Source organism: Nocardia miyunensis NBRC 108239, assembly GCF_001613065.1.
Taxonomy (GTDB): Bacteria; Actinomycetota; Actinomycetes; order Mycobacteriales; family Mycobacteriaceae; genus Nocardia; species Nocardia miyunensis.
Genome location: NZ_BDBQ01000048.1, coordinates 1 through 18929 on the forward strand (window position 1 = coordinate 1; position 18929 = coordinate 18929).

General features: G+C 67.2%; 17 protein-coding genes. 2 read left to right on the forward strand and 15 right to left on the reverse strand.

The window, feature by feature from the left end:
* From NM2_RS20775 to clpB, 7 genes are all read right to left on the reverse strand, one after another.
* The coding region (locus tag NM2_RS20775; RefSeq protein ID WP_245718140.1) for a lysoplasmalogenase family protein at positions 1 to 278 on the reverse strand (278 nt) is incomplete at its 3' end.
* The gene (locus NM2_RS20780; RefSeq protein WP_067671264.1) at positions 278 to 1336 is read right to left on the reverse strand and encodes a beta-ketoacyl-ACP synthase 3; all 1059 of its coding nucleotides are present in this window, start codon (positions 1334 to 1336) and stop codon (positions 278 to 280) included. The genes NM2_RS20780 and NM2_RS20775, both read right to left, overlap by 1 nt.
* 83 nt (positions 1337 to 1419) lie before the next feature.
* Positions 1420 to 1965 carry an orotate phosphoribosyltransferase gene (gene pyrE, locus NM2_RS20785; protein WP_067671267.1) on the reverse strand — a complete coding sequence of 182 codons (546 nt, stop codon included), beginning with the start codon at positions 1963 to 1965 and terminating at the stop codon, positions 1420 to 1422.
* Between the two features lie 51 nt (positions 1966 to 2016).
* On the reverse strand, positions 2017 to 2826 hold the full coding sequence (locus NM2_RS20790; protein ID WP_067671584.1) for an SDR family NAD(P)-dependent oxidoreductase: 810 nt from the start codon (positions 2824 to 2826) through the stop codon (positions 2017 to 2019).
* 60 nt (positions 2827 to 2886) lie between these two features.
* Positions 2887 to 4059: a TtfA family protein gene (locus NM2_RS20795; protein WP_067671270.1), complete on the reverse strand. Its 1173-nt coding sequence runs from the start codon at positions 4057 to 4059 to the stop codon at positions 2887 to 2889.
* 85 nt (positions 4060 to 4144) lie between these two features.
* Positions 4145 to 4978: a DUF5666 domain-containing protein gene (locus NM2_RS20800; protein WP_067671273.1), complete on the reverse strand. Its 834-nt coding sequence runs from the start codon at positions 4976 to 4978 to the stop codon at positions 4145 to 4147.
* A gap of 183 nt (positions 4979 to 5161) precedes the next feature.
* Positions 5162 to 7723 (reverse strand): ATP-dependent chaperone ClpB, encoded by a 2562-nt coding sequence (gene clpB / locus NM2_RS20805; protein ID WP_067671587.1) that lies wholly within the window; start codon positions 7721 to 7723, stop codon positions 5162 to 5164.
* A gap of 307 nt (positions 7724 to 8030) precedes the next feature.
* Between clpB and NM2_RS20810 the strand changes: the two genes are divergently transcribed.
* Both NM2_RS20810 and NM2_RS20815 read left to right on the forward strand, forming a co-directional pair.
* On the forward strand, positions 8031 to 9191 hold the full coding sequence (locus NM2_RS20810; protein WP_067671276.1) for an FAD-binding oxidoreductase: 1161 nt from the start codon (positions 8031 to 8033) through the stop codon (positions 9189 to 9191).
* A gap of 58 nt (positions 9192 to 9249) precedes the next feature.
* Positions 9250 to 10035 carry an FAD-binding oxidoreductase gene (locus NM2_RS20815; protein ID WP_067671279.1) on the forward strand — a complete coding sequence of 262 codons (786 nt, stop codon included), beginning with the start codon at positions 9250 to 9252 and terminating at the stop codon, positions 10033 to 10035.
* Positions 10036 to 10045: 10 nt separating this feature from the next.
* Here the strand turns inward: NM2_RS20815 and NM2_RS20820 are convergent, their stop codons facing one another.
* The 8 genes from NM2_RS20820 to NM2_RS20855 form a co-directional block, all read right to left on the reverse strand.
* Positions 10046 to 11215: a globin domain-containing protein gene (locus NM2_RS20820; protein ID WP_067671282.1), complete on the reverse strand. Its 1170-nt coding sequence runs from the start codon at positions 11213 to 11215 to the stop codon at positions 10046 to 10048.
* A gap of 539 nt (positions 11216 to 11754) precedes the next feature.
* Positions 11755 to 12381 carry a DUF6461 domain-containing protein gene (locus tag NM2_RS20825; RefSeq protein ID WP_157121208.1) on the reverse strand — a complete coding sequence of 209 codons (627 nt, stop codon included), beginning with the start codon at positions 12379 to 12381 and terminating at the stop codon, positions 11755 to 11757.
* A 133-nt stretch (positions 12382 to 12514) separates the two neighbouring features.
* A complete protein-coding gene (locus tag NM2_RS20830; RefSeq protein ID WP_067671287.1) occupies positions 12515 to 13597 on the reverse strand; it encodes a phage tail tip lysozyme in 1083 nt (360 codons plus the stop codon).
* A gap of 138 nt (positions 13598 to 13735) precedes the next feature.
* Entirely contained in the window at positions 13736 to 14164 is a 429-nt protein-coding gene (locus tag NM2_RS20835; RefSeq protein WP_174575657.1) for a heat shock protein transcriptional repressor HspR, read from the reverse strand.
* The gene (dnaJ, locus tag NM2_RS20840) at positions 14164 to 15348 is read right to left on the reverse strand and encodes a molecular chaperone DnaJ (protein ID WP_067671293.1); all 1185 of its coding nucleotides are present in this window, start codon (positions 15346 to 15348) and stop codon (positions 14164 to 14166) included. The genes NM2_RS20835 and dnaJ overlap by 1 nt, the downstream gene beginning before the upstream one ends.
* 33 nt (positions 15349 to 15381) lie before the next feature.
* Positions 15382 to 15999, reverse strand: a complete 618-nt coding sequence (gene grpE, locus NM2_RS20845; protein ID WP_067671296.1) for a nucleotide exchange factor GrpE — start codon at positions 15997 to 15999, stop codon at positions 15382 to 15384.
* Complete coding sequence (gene dnaK, locus NM2_RS20850; protein ID WP_067671299.1) at positions 15996 to 17831, reverse strand: molecular chaperone DnaK; 1836 nt, start codon at positions 17829 to 17831, stop codon at positions 15996 to 15998. The genes grpE and dnaK overlap by 4 nt, the downstream gene beginning before the upstream one ends.
* Positions 17832 to 18256: 425 nt before the next feature.
* Complete coding sequence (locus NM2_RS20855; RefSeq protein WP_067671302.1) at positions 18257 to 18901, reverse strand: HhH-GDP family DNA glycosylase; 645 nt, start codon at positions 18899 to 18901, stop codon at positions 18257 to 18259.
* Between the last annotated feature and the right edge of the window lie 28 nt (positions 18902 to 18929).

Genomic DNA, 18929 nt, shown 5'->3' on the forward strand with positions numbered 1-18929 from the left:
CCGGCCTGCATCACCGCGAACGCGCTCGCACCCGCGACCAGCCGACGATCGTCGTCCGGATCGATCAGCAGCACATCGCCCACGGTCGCGGCGGTCAGCGAGCCGAGCAGCAGCCGCCGGTCCGCGGGTGCGAGCGCATCGCCCGCACGCGCGACGTCCGCGGCCAGCAGCGGCATCATCGCGGGCTTGCCGATCCACTGCAGCCGATCGCGTCCGGTGAGCGCACCGGCCACGGTCAGCGCGGACGCGGCCAGATAGGCCACCCGGAACGGCCGCATCAGAAACTTGGCTCGCGGGGTGCGGGCGGGAGCCGGACCACCTGACCGGCATAGCTCAACCCGGCCCCGAAACCGAGCAGCAAGGCCAGCTGACCGCCCTTGGCCTGGCCTGTGACCAGCATCTCCTCGATGGCCAGCGGAATCGAGGCCGCGGAGGTGTTACCGGTGTTCTCGATGTCGTTGGCCATCGGAATGTCGTCGGCCAGACCGAGATTCTTGCGCATCAGCTCGTTGATCCGGGCATTGGCCTGATGCGGGACGAAGACCTCGATATCCTCCTTGGCCACCCCGGACACCTCGAGCGCCGAGGACAACGCCCGCGGCAGCGTGACCGCGGCCCACCGGAACACCCGCGGCCCCTCCATCCGCAGCGACATCCGGCCCACCGGATCGGTCTCGGGATCCACGCCCTGCAAGGCCTGGGCCTTGTCCATGTACGCGAGGAAATCGACGTTCTGCGCGATGGCCTCGGCATTCTCGCCGTCACTGCCCCACACCGTCGGCGAGATGCCGTTCTCCTCGCTGGGACCGACCACGACCGCGCCCGCGCCGTCGCCGAAGATCATCGCGGTGCCGCGATCGGTGGGATCGAGGCCGAGGGTCATCGTCTCGGCCCCGATCACCAGGATGTAATCGGCCGAACCGGCCCGGATCATATCCGCGGCCACCCCGAGCCCATAACCGAAACCGCCGCAGCCCGAGGTCAGATCGAACGCCGGAATACCGTTCATCCCCAGGTCGTAGGCGATGGTCGGGGCACCGTGCGGGGTCATCTTCAGCCAGCTCGAACTGGCCAGCACCAGCGCACCGATCCGGGACCGATCGATACCGCTGTTGGCGATCGCGCGCTCACCCGCCGCGCACGACATCATCCGCAGCGTCTCGTCACCGCTGATCCAGCGCCGGTTGCGAATTCCGGTGCGCTCGTAGATCCACTCCGGAGTGGAGTCGAGCACCTCGCACACCTCGGCGTTGCTGACGATCCGAGTGGGTCGGTAAGCGCCGATGCCGAGCATCGCGACATTCTCACGCCCCTTGTTCACCGCAATGCTCACCACAGGCGACTCACACGACCCTTCACCACGCTGTTCGACAGATCGCGTAAAGGCTAGCTCAGTGTCAACAGCCGTGGACGTCCCCGTCACCCGAGGGCGAGATCCTTCAGCCCGAGGATCGAGCGGTACTCCAGCCCCTCCGCGGCGATCACCTGATCGGCCCCGGTCTCCCGGTCCACCACGGTCGCCACGCCGACCACCGTCGCCCCGGCCTCGCGCAACGCGCGCACCGCGGTGAGCGGGGAATTGCCGGTCGTGGTGGTGTCCTCCACCACCAGCACCCGCTTGCCGGTGATGTCCGGCCCCTCGATCTGCCGCTGCATGCCGTGCGTCTTGGCGGCCTTGCGCACCACGAACGCGTCCACCGGAGGTCCGGGTGCGTGCATCACCGCGACGGCCACCGGATCCGCGCCCATGGTGAGCCCGCCGACCGCATCGAACTCCCAGTCGGATACCAACTCGCGCAACAACTTTCCGATCAGCGGCGCGGCCTGGTGATGTAGCGTCGCGCGCCGCAGGTCGACGTAGTAGTCCGCCTCCTTGCCCGAGGACAGGGTGACCCGGCCGTGCACGACGGCCAGTTCCCGTACCAACTCGGCCAATCTGTCCCGGTCGGTGGTCGATTCGATCATGTTGTGTGCCGTGTCCTTTCTGGTCGACCGGCCGCTGCGGGCCTGGCCGCTCTAAGTCCTACCGCGTGCGTTGAACAGGGTCCGACTGAGGCGGACCAGCAGGGAGCGCGGGATCATCCCGGCCACCGTGGTGAGCACCTTGTACTGGGCGCCGGGCACGCTGACCACCTTGTTCGATTCCAGATCACGCAGTGAACCCGCCACTACCTGCTCGACGTCGAGCCACATCGGCTTCGGCAGCGACGACATATCGATACCGGCCCGATCGTGGAATTCGGTGTGGACGAATCCGGGGCACAGCGCCTGCACTCGAACTCCCGTACCCGCGAGTCCGCCCGCCAGCCCTTCGCACAAGGATACGACGTAGGCCTTGGAGGCCGAATACGTCGATCCACGTCCCGGAATCAGGCCCGCGACGCTGGCGAGATTCACGATCGAACCCTTCGCCGCGGCGATCATCGGCGGCAGTGCGGCGCGGGTCAGTTGCACGACCGCGGTGACGTTGACGTCCAGTTGCGCCTGCAACTGCGCCGGATCGTTGGACCAGAACTCACCGGAGATGCCCACGCCCGCGCTGTTGACCAGGAACTCCACACCCTCCCCGAGCCGCGCGGCGACCCGCTCGCGGTCGGCGGCGACCGCCAGATCGGCGGGCAGCACCTCGGATCCGGTGTCGAAACGCCGGCTCAGCTCCTCACCCAGGGCGGTGAGCCGCTCCTCGTCGCGGGCGACCAGCACCAGGTCGTAACCGAGCGAGGCCAGTCGCTTCGCGTAGGCGTGCCCGATTCCGGAGGTCGGACCGGTGACCATGGCGACGGGCCTGCTCGCGCCGGGTAGGCGGGCGGCGGGTGTTTCGGTCATGACCTCATCATCGCGCACCCGGGCCGATCATCGTTCACCCGAGGTCGACACCGCGGACACTCAGCGCGGCGCGGGACCCTGATACGGACGGAAGCCGGGGTGGAACGGGCCGCCGGGACGGTCGGACTGCTCGTCCTCGTGCAGGTCCTGCGCGAATTCGGATTCCTCGGGCTCGTGTCCGGAGTCCTCGGGCGTCTTCTCCTCGGCCGGGGGCCAGTTGCGGCGGACGCGGGTGCGCGGATCGGGCACCACGGCGAGGGCCGGACGGCGTTGCGGCGGTTCGGAATCCCCGGCGATGTCCTGGACCAGGGGGGCGTACCGGTCGTCGGATTGCTCGGCCGGAATCTCGTAATCGCGTCGCTCGGAATCGAATTCGGCGAGTTTCGCGGACGCGGGCGAGCGGTCGTCCGCGTCGTCGTAGCCGCGCTCGTCGTAGCGGCGATCCTCGTCGAGACGTTCGGCGTACCGGCGCTCGTCGTCGTAGCGGTCCTGGTCGTAGTCGTCGTAACGGCGTGCGCCCGGCCGATCCTCGTAGTCCGCGTCCGGATCGTCGTCCTCGGCGCGGGTGCGCGGGCGCGGACGTCCCGGATCGTGCGCGTCGGGGTCCCCGGCCTCGCCGCCACCGGCCACCGGCGGCAACACGTGCAGCAGACCGGACAGGCGCAGCACCGCGTCGACCGCACCCTCCCACTCCCGCGAGGACAGGCCCACCGGCAGTACGCCGAGCGTCCAGTTGCCCTCACTCCACAGCTGATGCACGCTGCCGGAAAGGGTTTCGATGAAGGCGACCATGCGCTGATCCACCGCGTGCCGGGCGATATCCGGATTCGTCGCGAACACCACGCGGTCGCCGATCGCGCCGAGCAGTTCCAGATCCGCGTCCTTGGGCGGGGCGGCGGTCTTGAGGCGCAGGTCGATATCGATATCGGAGCCGATCTGACGACGCACGGCGACCAGCGTCGCGGCATCCTCCAGATCGAACAGAACGAACTTCTCGCCCTTGCGATTACCGGAGACCACGTCGACCGCGGACAGGTACCCGAGTTTGGCCATCGCGCCGCGACGCCACGTGGACGCCAGTGCCGGTTCGACCGAAACATAGGTGTAGCCCTGAGCTTTCGCCCAGACCTGACGCACGTGACCGGTCCGCTGCCGCTGGAGCCGATCGAAATACAGCAGCACGATCGCACCCACCAGTGCGATCGCCGCGAGTCCGAACCACATTGCCGTCATCGCGGACGAGTCTAGTTGGCAGTCGCACCTCGCGTGGTGTGCGCACTGCGTGTTGTGCGTGGCCGCCCGGTCCGCGGGCCGCGAATCACCGAGTGGGCGTGGGGATCGTGGTGCCCTGCGAGGGCAGTGCGGTGCCGATGACGATCTTGGCCTGAATGGATCCGTCGGCGTTCTTGTCGCCCTGCACCACGACCATATCGCCGGGATGCAGATCGGCGACGGTGCTCGAACCCAGCGCGATCACCTCGGTCTTGGCGTCGGTGTGCACGGTGATGGTCGAGCCGGACAGCGCGTCGACGGTGAGCGTGGATCCGTCGTTGGTGCTGATGGTGCCCATCGTCGCGCCGAGGCCGTCGATGGTCCCGCCCAGTCCGGGCAGTTGCGGCGCGGTGGTCCTGCCGGTGCCGGGGGTATCGGGCGACTTCGGGAACATCGGCAGTCCGGTCGGGGCCGAGTGGTACGTGGTGTCCCCGGCGGTCGAGGAGGACGAGGAGGTGTTGCCCAGGAACAGCCCCACCGCGATCGCGCCGAGCACCACCACCGCGAAGGCCACCAGCGTCATCCCCACCCACATCCCGCGACGGCCGCGGTGTGGCGGCTGCTCCGGGGGCAGATCGGGCGGCCCGACCAGCGTCGGGGTCGGCGGGCCGTTCTGGACGGGCGTGGTGTGGGCCGGGCCGATCCACTGGGTGTCGTATGCGGCCTCGCCCGGACCGGGCCCCTCGTAGACGCCCCACTGGCTCTGATACGGCGGCAGGGGCCGGGTCGGATTCGGCCCGGGAGCCTGGTCGAAGTACTGATACGGCTCGGTCGAACCGAACGCGTCCGAGTACTCCGGCGCGCGCTTTCCCTCCGACCCGCCCGACGCTCCGAGGTGCTCGGTCGGCGCGTCGGGCGAATCCGGTCCCTGTGCCGACATTTTGGCCTCCGCTTCGCTCCGGCGGGTTTTTCGGCGCCCTGAGCCGCGCCGAAAAACATCTGGGTTGATGTTCCTGGCCTGACAGTCCCAGCCTACAGAGACGCTTCGCCGCTGAGCACGCTGTGAGGTAGTTGCGTTGGGCCTGCTGTCCCGGGTCACGGCTGTGGCCCGGGACGCGGCGGGTCACCTGCCGACGATGAGTCCGTCACCGTCCGGAGAGACGTTGACCTTCACCAAGTCGCCGTCGGTGACCTCGCCTGCCAGCAGTTCCTTGGCCAGCGAATCGCCGATGGACTGCTGGATCAGCCGGCGCAGCGGGCGGGCGCCGTAGGCCGGGTCGTAACCCCGCACGGCCAGCCAGAACCGCGCCGAATCGCTGACATCGAGGGTGAGCCGCCGCTGCGAGAGGCGCTTCTGCAGCTGGTTCAGCTGGATGTCGACGATCTGCTCGAGTTGCTCCTCGTCGAGCGGCTGGAACATCACCACATCGTCCAGGCGGTTCAGGAATTCCGGCTTGAACGCGGAGCGCACCGCGTTCATCACGAACTCCTTGTCGCCGCCCGCACCCAGGTTGGAGGTGAGGATGAGGATGGTGTTGCGGAAGTCGACCGTGCGGCCTTGGCCATCGGTCAACCGGCCCTCGTCGAGCACCTGCAGCAGGATGTCGAACACGTCCGGGTGCGCCTTCTCGATCTCGTCGAACAGGACCACCGTGTACGGCCGGCGGCGCACCGCCTCGGTCAGCTGACCGCCCTGGTCGTAGCCGACGTATCCGGGCGGCGCGCCGACCAGGCGAGCCACCGCGTGCTTCTCGGAGTACTCGCTCATGTCGATCCGGGTCATGGCGCGTTCGTCGTCGAACAGGAAGTCCGCCAACGCCTTTGCCAATTCGGTCTTGCCGACGCCGGTCGGGCCGACGAACAGGAACGACCCGGTGGGCCGGTTCGGATCCGCGACCCCGGCACGCGCCCGGCGCACCGCGTCCGACACCGCCTGCACGGGTGCGGACTGGCCCACCACGCGGCGGCCCAGCTCGTCCTCCATGCGCAGCAGCTTCTGCGTCTCGCCCTCGAGCATCCGCCCGACCGGAATTCCGGTCCAGGACGAGACCACCTCGGCGATATCGTCCGGGCCGACCTCCTCCTTGAGCATCACCTCGCCGTCGGAGCCGGTGCTGGTCCCGGCCTTCTCCTCGGCCTCGGCCAGCTGCTTCTCCAGCGCCGGAATGCGCCCGTAGCGGAGTTCGGCGGCCTTGCCCAGATCGCCGTCGCGTTCGGCGCGCTCGGATTCGCCGCGCAGCGATTCGAGCTCCTCCTTGATCACGCGCACACCGTCGATGGCCTGCTTCTCGTTCTGCCAGCGGGCCATCAGCTGGTTGAGCTTCTCGCGGTCGTCGGCCAGTTCCTGACGCAACTTCTCCAGGCGTTGCTTGGACGCCGCGTCGGTCTCCTTGGCCAGGGCGACCTCCTCGATCTCGAGGCGGCGCACCGCGCGTTCGACCTCGTCGATCTCCACCGGACGCGAGTCGATCTCCATGCGCAGCCGCGAGGCCGACTCGTCGACCAGGTCGATCGCCTTGTCCGGCAGGAACCGGGAGGTGATGTACCGATCGGACAGCGTCGCCGCGGCCACCAGCGCGGAGTCGGTGATGCGCACGCCGTGGTGCACCTCGTACCGCTCCTTGAGCCCGCGCAGGATGCCGACGGTGTCCTCCACCGAGGGCTCGCCGACCAGCACCTGCTGGAAACGCCGCTCCAGCGCCGCGTCCTTCTCGATGTGCTGGCGGTATTCGTCCAGCGTGGTCGCGCCGACCAGGCGCAGCTCACCGCGCGCGAGCATCGGCTTGATCATGTTGCCCGCGTCCATCGCCGACTCGCCGGTCGCGCCGGCTCCGACGATGGTGTGCAGCTCATCGATGAAGGTGATGATCTGCCCGGCACTCTGCTTGATCTCCCCGAGTACGGCCTTGAGCCGCTCCTCGAATTCGCCGCGGTACTTCGCACCGGCGACCATCGCGCCCAGATCGAGCGAGACCAGTCGCTTGCCGCGCAACGACTCCGGCACGTCACCGGCGACGATGCGCTGGGCCAGGCCCTCCACGATCGCGGTCTTGCCTACGCCGGGCTCGCCGATCAGCACCGGGTTGTTCTTGGTGCGGCGGCTCAGCACCTGGACGACCCGGCGGATTTCGGTGTCGCGGCCGATGACCGGGTCGAGTTTGCCCTCGCGAGCGGCCGCGGTCAGGTCGGTGGAGTACTTCTCCAGGGCCTGATAGGTGCTCTCGGGATCGGGACTGGTGACGCGGGTGTTGCCGCGTACGGAGGTCAGCGCTTCTCGGAGCGCGTCCGCGGTCGCGCCGTACTTCAGCAGCAGCTGCGAGACATCGGAATCGCCGCTGGCCAAACCGATCAGCAGCACCTCGGCGGAGACGTATTCGTCTCCCAACTCCGTTGCCAGCTTCTGTGCGGCGTTCATCGCGGCGACGGCCTCGCGGCCCAGCTGCGGTGTGGTGGTCGCGCCGGTCGCGCTGGGCAGCCGGTCGATGATGTCCTGGGCCTCGCGTCGAATCTGGGCCGGATCAGCGGCGACAGCCTTCAACAGCGGGGCGGCGATGCCGTCGGTCTGATCCAGCAACGCCACCAGCAAGTGCGCCGGACGGATCTCCGGATTGCCCGCGGCCGAGGCGGACTGCAGTGCGGCGGTGAACGCCGCCTGGGTCTTGGTGGTGGGATTGAACGAGTCCACGGTCACCTTCCTACTTGTCGTCTCTTCGCAGCCTCGTCCGGCTGCTTCCGATCAGTTCAACGCAGTAGAAGTTGAGTCTGTTCCGCTCAAGTTTGAAACTTTTCGACGTTGCGCGCAACACCATCCCCGGACCGCTTCCCCCACGCTAGCCCCGCGCGGCATCCGACCACGACGTTTCGCCCTCGGCGAGGTTGGGTACCGTCAAAGCCGCATAACCGTGCGACCACGGTTTTTTCGGGGATACTGGAACCCGAGCCGGTCCGGGCCTGGGGTCCGGATCGTTCTATGCAGAAAGGAAGCTCGAGTCGTGGATGCGCGTTCGGCTGCGCTGGTCCGCGCCAATTACCGGTCCGTCATCGAGGCGCCGAACGGCCCGGAACGGCTGGTCAGTGCGTTCTACGGCCATATGTTCAGCGAGAATCCACGGCTGCGGGAGTTGTTCCCGCCCGCCATGGACATGCAGCCCAAGCGCGTGATGACCGCCGTGCAGTTCGTGCTCGACCATCTCGAGGACTGGGACCGCGCCCAGCACTTCCTCGAACAGCTCGCCCGGGACCACCGTAAATACGGGGTCGAGGCGGCACATTACGATATCGCCGGTCGCGCGCTGGTGGCCGCGTTCCGCACCTACTGCGGCATCGGCGGCTGGTCGCGCGAACTCGAGGAGGGCTGGCGCGATATCGGCATCCTCATCTCCGCCTCGATGGCCATCGGCGCGAATTCCGACAATTCCCGGCCGTTCTACGAGGCGACGGTGGTCGGGCACCGGCAGGTGCTGGAGGATCTGGCGATCGTGCGGCTGCAGTCCGAGACGCCGATCCCGTATCAGGCCGGACAGTATGTTCCGGTGTCGGTTCCCCAGCGGCCCAAGATGTGGCGGTACCTGTCGCCCGCGATTCCGACGAATCCCTACGGGGAGATCGAATTCCACGTCCGCAAGGTGGAGAACGGCTGGGTGAGCCCGGCCATCGTCGCCGAGACCGAGGCCGGGGACGTCTGGCAGATCGCCGGTCCGCTGGGCGGGCTGCACGTGGACCGCGACAGCGGCGCCGACGTGCTGATGATCGGCTCGGGCACCGGTATCGCGCCGCTGCGCGCGCAACTCATCGAAATGGGCAGGCGCGGAGACAATCCGCGGGTGCACTTCTTCATGGGCGGGCAGTACCCGTGCGATCTTTACGACGTGCAGAACATGTGGCAGCTGTCGCTGAGCAATCCGTGGCTGACCGTTATTCCGGTGTGCGAGAACGCATCCAACCCGTGGTGGTATCCGCATCCCCCGGCCGACCCGCCATTCGGCATGCACCGCACGCTGATCGGTAATCTGGGTGCGGTGGTGGCGAGCTTCGGCTCCTGGTCGGATCGGCAGATCCAGATCGCCGGATCGGCGCGGATGATCGCGGCCACCAAGCGGGCACTGGTGGCGGTCGGCACACCGGAATGGGCCATCACCGCGGATCCGGTGTGATCCGCAGCCGATCGAATCCTTCCGCAGCACAAGACATTTCGACGAACAGGGATGGTGTATGACCCTCGGCCCCGATGAGACCGGCGAAATCCACCTGGGCGCGCCCACCGAATGGGCCGCGACGGTGGTCGGCCACCATCGCCTGCGGCACGACATCGCGGTGGTGCGGTTGATCGGTGACTATGTGCCGTTCGTCGCGGGGCAGTCGGTCGAGGTGCAGATTCCGCAGCACCCCGGGTTGCGGCGGCGGCTGTCGCCCGCCCTGGCGCCCTCGCGGGACGGCAAGCTGGAATTCCACGTCCGGACCGTGCCGGGCGGGTGGTGCAGCGGAACGATCGTCGCGGACACCCAGCCGGGTGACGAATGGCGGATCACCGATCCGGCGGGCTGGCTCTCGGTCGACAACGACACCACCGACGTGGTGATGCTCGCCGGTGGCACGGGCCTGGCGCCGCTGCGTTCGATCCTGCTGGAGATCTCCCGCCGCCCCGAACCGCCCCGCACCCACCTGTTCATCGGCGGCCGCTCCCCCCGCGACCTGTACGCCTCGGACATGCTCTACCTGCTGACCGGCGAATTGCCCTGGCTGACGGTCGTTCCCGTGGTGGAGAGTCCCGACGACCCGACCTGGGAAGATCCCTGGTACGAGAGCTGCCGGGTGGACGTGGGCTTCGACGTCGACGAGATGTTGGAGGGCACTCTGGCGGACGTCGTCGGGGAGATGGGGCCGCTGGAGCACCACCAGATCCTGGTGTGCGGTTCGCCGGGGATGACCACGGCCACCGTCGATCGCCTGATCCAGACCGGTACTCCCGCGGAAGCCATTCGCTACGAAGGGGTTTGAGGCAGACCTCTCAGTACAGAGGGTCGTGGCGGATGTTGGCTGCCGGGGTGCCCGCTGCCAACAAGCGGAATTTGGTGGTCTGCACCATCGATGGGGAGCCCGAGATCTGCACGTCGCGATCGGCCCACGGGCCGTAACCCGCTACGACAGCGCCGATCTGGCCGGTGCGGCGCGGGTCGAGGCCCGGCAGATCCGGTGACGGTTCGCCCGAATCGAAGTGCCACCATGGGTTTTCGTCGCTCTCGACGATCGGGGTGACGGTCAGCCATTTGTTGGCCGCGGCCAGGTCGCTCAGCGTCCGGAGGTCGTACAGATCGCACGGGTGGTGCCCGCCGACGAACAGGTGCACCCGCGGATTGGACCGGCGACGCGCCATCGCCACGAGTTGTGCTCGCAGCGGGGCGATTCCGGTGCCGCAGCCGATCATCAGCAGTTTGCGCCGGGGGTTGCGCGGCACCCCGAGTCCGCCCATCGGCGCGCTCAGCAGCCACTGGTCACCGACGGCGGTGTGCCCGACCAGAGCCGGACTGACCCAGCCGCCGGTGCGGCCGCGCACGTGGAATTCGATCTCCCCCTGCGCGTTCGAGGGAACGGCCGGGGACAGATACCGCCACATCCGCAGCCGGGACGGGATCTGCACACTCACGTATTGACCGGCGGCATAACTCATCGGCTGATCCAGCCGCACCCGCACGACCGCCAGGTCGGTGAGCACCCGGCGATGTTCGATCACGGTGCCGGTCCACACCGCGGGCGTGTCCTGTTCCCCCGCGCCCACGATCATGGTCCCCGTGATCAGGGTGACGCACTGCTGCCAGGCGCGCTCCACTTCCTCGGTCCACAGCTCCGTGGCCGCATGGGTGCGCACCGCCGTGATCAGCGATGTCCGCACGGCCGGATAGTGTTCCGGCGCGATGCCGTATTTGCGGTGATCGCGCCCGAGCTGGGCCAGGAACGGCAGCAACTCGCCGGGCTCCTCGAGCCGATCCACCACGTGCGCGAGCGCGGCGATCAAGCGCTCGCACTGCGTATCGAGGGATGCGGGGAAGAACTCGCGCAGCTGCGGTTGCGCGGTGAACAAGATCGAATAGAACGACCTCGCCAATTTCTCATGCCCCGCCTCATCCGCAGCAACCGCCTTGAACGTCGTCCTGACCAACGCGGCGGCACGCGAATCCATCTGTCTCACATCCCTATTTCGCACTCGAATACGAGTCCGGCCACGAGAAGCGCACCGTCCAGAAACCCGGCAGCAGCCGATACGATCAGAGTGTAGGCGAGGTTTGCCAGCAGCGGTCGAAACCGGTTGAACAACCGCTCTGTAATTCCCCTCGAACCTGCTCAGCGCAGGCGGCAACCCGCAGAAACCAACCGTTTGCCCAGTAAATTCGGTCATTGCCCGCCAATTCATCACTGGATCAACATGATTCATTTTGAAAGACTCACTTCTACAGCGATCACTCTGCAATCGATCACCGCTCAATCGGAGCCGCTCCACGGGGCCGAATCTGGCCCATAGCAACCTATCCGCCACCTCTGAGGAAAATTCCGACCAGACACCCGGCAGACGAATCGCCGCGACCCCGGCCATGAGTGCAGCACATCACCAGCAATCGGATGTCGGGTGGGGCCGCACGGCCCGGCCACATCCCTCTCGCGCGCAACAAGACTCGACGTCACCTGATCGCAGGTGAATCGTGCGCCAACCGTTTTCGGCCGTCAGCCGATCTTCGTGGGTGCTCCCCAGACCGGTCCACTGATGTCCGACACCGTCGGCCGCAATCCGAAATAGCCGCAGGCAACCTGCAGCAGGTCGACCCAGCCGTCACCGAGGCTCTCCGGGGCGGCGTCGTTCTCGTCCCATGGCCGCAGGGCTGCTTCGGCCAGCTCGAACAACCGGGTGGCCAGATCCGCATCATCGGTTGCGATTTCATCGGGCCGGTCACCGTCGATGAAGGCCACCCGGACACCGTCCCGGACGACTGTCAGTTCCTGCGCGAGGCTGGTGGGGCTGAGGTAGACGTTGACGGCTTCCGCGCCCCGCGACAACGGCCCGGCCCACTCCGCGATACGTCCGCGGAATCCGAAATCCTCGACGATGACGGCGTGCCCGTCGATGGCGAACGCGGCGGTGACACCATGTCGGTGGGCCGGTTCGAGCTCCCCGGCCTGAGCTTGCAACTCGGACCACGGCGCGGTTCGGATGGTCTCCGCACCGACCCCCAGCCGATGCAGCGCCGCGCGCGGCCCCACTCCCCGCACCGCGGTGATGCAGTAGCCGGGCTCGAGATCCAACCCGGCCGCACGCATCCAATCCGCGGAGTAACCTGCGCCGTCCGAAAACACCGTCGCGCCTCCAGAATCACACGTAATGCGAACCAGGCCACCGTATTACGTTTGCCTCTCGCCCGCACGACGCACGACGCGCCACCACCCTCGGCTCCGAAACGTTGTCGCGGTCGAGCTTCAGCGCCGAAAGCTACACCTGCACAACGGTGTTGTAGATGTTCTGGGCGTCGGCCATCCGGGTGCCGCGGGAGGAGCCGGAACTTCTCTCGTAGTACTGGTCGAAGGCGGCCGCGGCGGCTTCGGGGGTGTCGGCGGCTTTGAGTTGGGCCAGGGCGCCGGATTCGCTGCCGCCGAGTTCGGACATCAGGAAGTCGAGCTGAGTGTGCAGGTCGGAGGCGGAGGTGCGGCGGGAGGCGGCGAATGCTCGCAGCGACGACAGGCGTCCGCCCTCCCACTGGGACAGGCCCAGGGCGCCTTCGCCGGAGTTCCACGCGCTGGTGTCGAAGCTGGATTCGACCTGCATATTGCCCAGGATGCCCGCGATCTGCGCGGAGGTCAGATTCATCTTCGTGCCGGGACCGTAATGCTTGTACAGATACTGGTAGATCTCTTGCGCGGTGGTCTTCACGCCGCCGGACAGATCCTGGGCGCTGGCGGCGGAGTAGTGCTGCGTGGAGTTTCCGGTACTGAAGGTGCGGCTGCCGTCGGAATTGGTCGTCACGGTCGGCGGCGACTGAGCGGCGATCTGCGCGGCCTTCTTCTGGATCTGCGTGTTGGCGTCCTTCAGGTCGCCGTGAATCTTGTCGACCGTATCCGAGCAGGCCGCGAGCAACGGGCCTTCGAGACTGATCAGACTCTTCGGATCGTCCTTCGGCAGTTTCACGTTCAGCTTGCTCTGCAACGAGGTGATCTTGTGAATGATCTTCCCTGCGGTGTCGTCGGCGACGCCCGCGGTGTCGCCGGTGCTGTCACCGACATAGTTGTCCATACCGGCCAGATCGGTTTTGACCTTCTTCACCTGCTTGACATGGCCGTCGTACGCGGTGACGAGTTCGGAGTGGTTCGAGGTGTCGGTCAGCGATTTGCCGTCCTTGCCCGCCTCGGTCTGCAGCAGCTCGGAGAAATCCGGGGCGCTGGCCGGGTCACCGTTCCCGGTCAGATCGACGCACGTCTGGGCGTACTGCCACACCGCGTCGACGGCCGCGACCAATCCGGGCGAGGCGTTGGCCGGCGCGGTGAGTTTCGGGACATCACGGAAGTGCTGGTCGGCCACCTCGTATCACCCAGCCTTTCAGGAGCATCCCATCCATCCTCAACTATGCAACCCTCCCAACGCTGGGAGGACAGTTCCCGCTCACGAAAACAGCGCCCCTGGATTCCAGGGGCGCTGTCTCGGTTGATATTTCGCGATCTACCGTCGCTTGTTGCGCGGCTGCCAGACCACCAGAGCGGTACTGCGTTGCGGCGGAGTGAGATCGGGGCGATACCCCGAACGCAGGCGTTCCACCTCGTCGCCGAGTTCAGCGACCCGCTGCTGCAATGCCTCGACCTGGTTGGTCAGTTCGATGATGCGCTTGATACCGGCCAGGTTGACGCCCTCGTCCTGGGACAGGCGCTGCACCTCGCGGAGCAGCTCCACATCCCGGTTCGAATAACGCCGGCCGCCGCCCGAAGTGCGGTGCGGGGTGACCAGGCCCAGCCGGTCATAGGTGCGCAGGGTTTGCGCGTGCATACCGGCCAGCTGGGCGGCAACCGAGATCACGAAGTACTCGGCGCTTGCTGCTCCACCCCGGTCGTTACCGGGTGGCTGTGGGGGCGAAGCCCCTGCATGACCGGACATTACGCACCTGCCCATCCAGCTCGCGGATCGAATCCGCCGGCCTTCTCCGCCTCCGCGTAACGCCGCAGCGCCTCGGAGGCCTCGTCGTCCAGCTTCGGCGGAACCGCGACCTTGACCGTCACCAGCAGATCGCCCGCACCGCCGGAGCGCTTGGGCACACCGCGCCCGCGCACCCTCAGGGTACGGCCGTCGGCGGTGCCCGCGGGCACCTTCACCCCGACACGCCCGTCCAGCGTGGGCACGGACACCGTTGTGCCGAGCACCAATTCGCTGTAGCTGACCGGCAGCACCAGGGTCAGATCGTCGCCGTTGCGGCCGAAGACCTTGTCATTGCTGACGTGCACCGTGACGAACAGATCACCCGCGGGCGCACCGCGCAGACCCGCTTCGCCCTGGCCCGCCAGGCGAATTCGCTGACCGTCCCGCACACCCGGCGGAATCCGCACCGTGATGGTGCGGGTCCGGTTCTGGATGCCGGTTCCGCGGCAGTCCACACACGGATCGTCGATGATCGACCCCGTCCCGCGGCAGTCGTCACACGGTTCGCTGAATCCGAACGCACCCTGGTTCCGGCTGATGACACCGGTTCCGTTGCAGTGCGGGCAGACTCGCGGACTCGTGCCGGGCTTCGCGCCGCTGCCGTGACAGGTCGTACACGGCGAGGGACTGGTCATCCGCAGCGGAACCGTCACACCCTGCGCGGCCTCGCGGAAGCCGAGATTGGTCTCGGTCTCCACATCGCTGCCGCGCCGCGGACGCGTCGAGGTGCGCGTCGCACCGCCGCCGCGGTTGAACAGGCCACCCAGGATGTCACCCAGTCCGCCGTCCGCCGCGGTGGAACCCGCCGCGCCACCGAAGATATCGCCCAGGTTGAATTCGCCGAATCCACCCTGCCCCTGGCCGTAGCCACCGCCGGGCGAGAAGCCGCCGCGACCGAAACCGCCGTTGGCGAACAGCCGCCGGGCCTCGTCGTACTCCGAGCGCTTCTCCGGATCGGACAGCACGGCGTGCGCCTCGCTGACGGCCTTGAACCGCTCCTCGGCCTTGGTGTCACCCGGATTCTTGTCCGGATGCAGGTCCCGGGCCAGTTTGCGATAGGCCTTCTTGATCTCGTCCTGGGTTGCGCCGGAGGAAATACCCAGCTCCTTGTAGAAGTCCTTCTCGAGCCATTCACGATTCACCAGGCATCTCCTCCTCTCCTCAGCTCAGATGTCTGCTCAATGGTCGTCGTCATCGGTGCCAGCGTTTCCTGTCACCAGATCTGTTACCCCGTCGGTCACTCCGACAAGCGCGTGCCGCAGCACCCGTTCGCCGAAGCGGTAACCCTTGCGCATCACGACGCCGATCACCGGATCGTGGCCCTCGCCCTCGTGCTGCACGGCCTCGTGCAGGGTCGGGTCGAACGACTCGCCCTCCGCGCCGAACTGCTCGAGCCCCTGCTTCTGCAAGGCCTCGGCCAGCTTGTCCGCCACGGACTTCAGCGGCCCGGATTCCAGGTCGCCGTGTGCGCGAGCACGATCCAGATCGTCCAGCACGCCGAGCAGTTCGGTGACCACCGACGCCTTGGCGGTGTCGATCGCGGCCTTGCGGTCGCGTTCGGTCCGCCGCCGGTAGTTGGCGTACTCGGCGGTAAGGCGCTGCAGATCGGCGGTGCGCTCGGCCAATTCGGCATGTACCGGATCGGCGGGCGCCTCGGTCTCCGGTGCGGGCCGGGGTTCCCCCTCGGCCGCGGCGTCCTGCGACGCCGCGGCCTGGCGAGCCTCACCAGTGACCGGATCGACCTTGCGGTTGTCCACGATCGTTACCGGTTCGGATTCCGAATTGTTTTCCGTCACTTCTTCTCCGGCTCTTCCACGACCTCCGCGTCGACGACCGTGTCATCGGATTCGGGAGCGGCGCCGTTGCCCGATGCGGCCGAATCGGCCGCCGACGCCTCGTAGATCGCCTGGCCCAGGGCCTGCGACTCGGTGGCCAGCTTCTCCACCGCGGTCTTGATGGCCGCGATGTCGGTGCCCTTGAGCGCCTCGTTGGCCTCGGTGATGGCCGCCTCGACCTTGGACTTGACGTCCGCGGGGACCTTGTCCTCGTTGTCCTTGATGAACTTCTCGGTCTGGTGGACCAGCGACTCGGCCTGGTTGCGGGTCTCGGCCTCCTCACGACGCGCCTTGTCCTCGGCCGCGTGCGCCTCGGCGTCCTTGACCATCCGGTCGATCTCCTCCTTGGACAGGCCGGAGCCGTCCTGGATCTTGATCGTGTTCTCCTTGCCGGTGCCCTTGTCCTTCGCGGTCACGTGCACGATGCCGTTGGCGTCGATGTCGAAGGTGACCTCGATCTGCGGCACGCCGCGCGGGGCCGGCGGGATGCCGGTCAGCTCGAACGAGCCCAGCAGCTTGTTGTGCGAGGCGATCTCGCGCTCACCCTGGAAGACCTGGATCTGCACCGAGGGCTGGTTGTCGTCCGCGGTGGTGAAGGTCTCCGACCGCTTGGTCGGGATCGTGGTGTTGCGCTCGATGAGCTTGGTCATCACGCCGCCCTTGGTCTCGATGCCCAGCGACAGCGGGGTCACATCGAGCAGCAGGACGTCCTTGACCTCACCCTTGAGCACACCGGCCTGCAGGGCGGCGCCGACGGCGACGACCTCGTCCGGGTTCACGCCCTTGTTCGGCTCCTTGCCGCCGGTCAGTTCCTTGACCAGCTCGGAGACCGCGGGCATACGGGTCGAACCACCAACCAGCACAACGTGATCGATGTCCTTGACCGAGATCCCGGCGTCCTTGATGACGGACTGGAACGGCTGGCGGGTGCGGTCCAGCAGATCGGAGGTGATCTTCTGGAACTCCGAACGGGTCAGCTGCTCGTCCAGGAACAGCGGGTTCTTGTCCGCGTCCACGGTGATGTAGGGCAGGTTGATCGAGGTGCTCTGCGAGGAGCTCAGCTCGATCTTCGCCTTCTCCGCGGCCTCGCGCAGCCGCTGCATCGCCATCTTGTCCTTGGTCAGGTCGATGCCGCTCGAGTTCTTGAACTTGTCGACCAGCCACTGCACGACGCGCTCGTCCCAGTCGTCGCCACCGAGGTGGTTGTCACCGGAGGTCGCGCGGACCTCGACGACGCCCTCGCCGATCTCCAGCAGCGAGACGTCGAAGGTGCCGCCGCCGAGGTCGAAGACCAGGATGGTCTGTTCCTTGTCGCCCTTGTCCAGGCCGTAGGCCAGGGCCGCGGCGGTGGGCTCGTTGACGATGCGCAGGACGTTCAGGCCGGCGATCTGACCGGCTTCCTTGGTGGCCTGGCGCTGGGCGTCCTCGAAGTAGGCGGGGACGGTGATGACCGCGTCGGTGATCTCCTCACCGAGGTAGGACTCCGCGTCGCGCTTGAGCTTCATCAGCACGCGCGCGCTGATCTCCTGCGGGGTGTATTTCTTGCCGTCGATGTCCACGTTCCAGTCGGTGCCGATGTGGCGCTTGACCGAGCGGATGGTGCGATCGACGTTGGTGACGGCCTGGTTCTTGGCAGACTGTCCGACGAGTACCTCGCCATTCTTCGCGAACGCGACGATCGACGGAGTGGTCCGCGATCCTTCCGAGTTGGCGACGACGACCGGTTCGCCGCCTTCGAGAACGGCGACGACAGAGTTCGTGGTCCCGAGGTCGATACCGACCGCACGAGCCATTGTGGTTCCTCCTATATGACGTACCTGTATGTGGCGATGCAGGGCAGACGCCTGCCGCGGCTGCCTGAGGGCAACCACCGGACCTCACCCCGACACCGCCTGGAGCACGGTCCTCAGCAACACTGAGCGTGGTCGACTCAATCTTGCATGCACTCGGGGTCCGAGTCAACCAAGAACTTGAGTCTTGCACGCGCAACTTTGCGTCGATCCAGACAACGAGCGGCCCGTCGTATCCATTCCCGGCAATCCGAGATTTTTTTGCGGAGGCCGCCTGGCCACCGAAATTGCCTGGTCAGCGCGGCTGATCGGATATTCGTACGGCGTAGCGGACACCGGCACCGTGACTCGGACCACCGGACGTCCGAAGACAGCAGAGCGCGGCCGCACGACCGCTCGGGCGATCGCGCGACCGGGAACAGCGGCCGCTATCCAGCCGCGGCCAGGACTTCCTCGGCGAGATCGTGGTCCAGCGTGACGCGCACCAGCGCGGCGGCCAGTTCGGCATCGTGGCCCGAGGGGCTCAGGCGATCCAGGCTCGCGGCATCGCCCGGCAGACCCAGGCGCTCGGCGCCCTGCCGGGCCCGTTCGTCGAAATGCGGCCGCACCCAGGTCCACACGTCCTGGATCTCCCGCAGGAAGATGTCCGCGCCGGTCGGTCCGATGCCCTTGAACTGCTGCAACAGCTCGGCCAGCCGGGCCGGATCACCGTCGGCCTCCGCCGCCAGACGGCGCAGATCGCCGTGATAGCGCTCGAGCAGCAGCGTGGCGTTCTCGCCCAAGCGAGTGGCGGTGGATTCGTCGTAACGCTTGTAGTGACCGCGGCCGAGGGCGTCGACGAGGTCCTGCCAACCGGCCTCGGCGACGTGCTGCGGGGTGTTGTACCCAGAGGAGATCAGTTCCCGGGTGGCGCCCAGCGCGATCTCCGCGGAGATGGGGTGACTCAGCAATTCGGCGAGCATCAGCAACTGGAACAGCGGCGCGGGCTTGTCGGCCGGCGTGATTCCGGCCTGGCGCGCGTAGCTGGTGCCCGCGCGATCCAGCAATTCGCGCACGATATCGGTTCTGCTCATCTCGCACCTGCCTTTCTTTCGGTCGGCA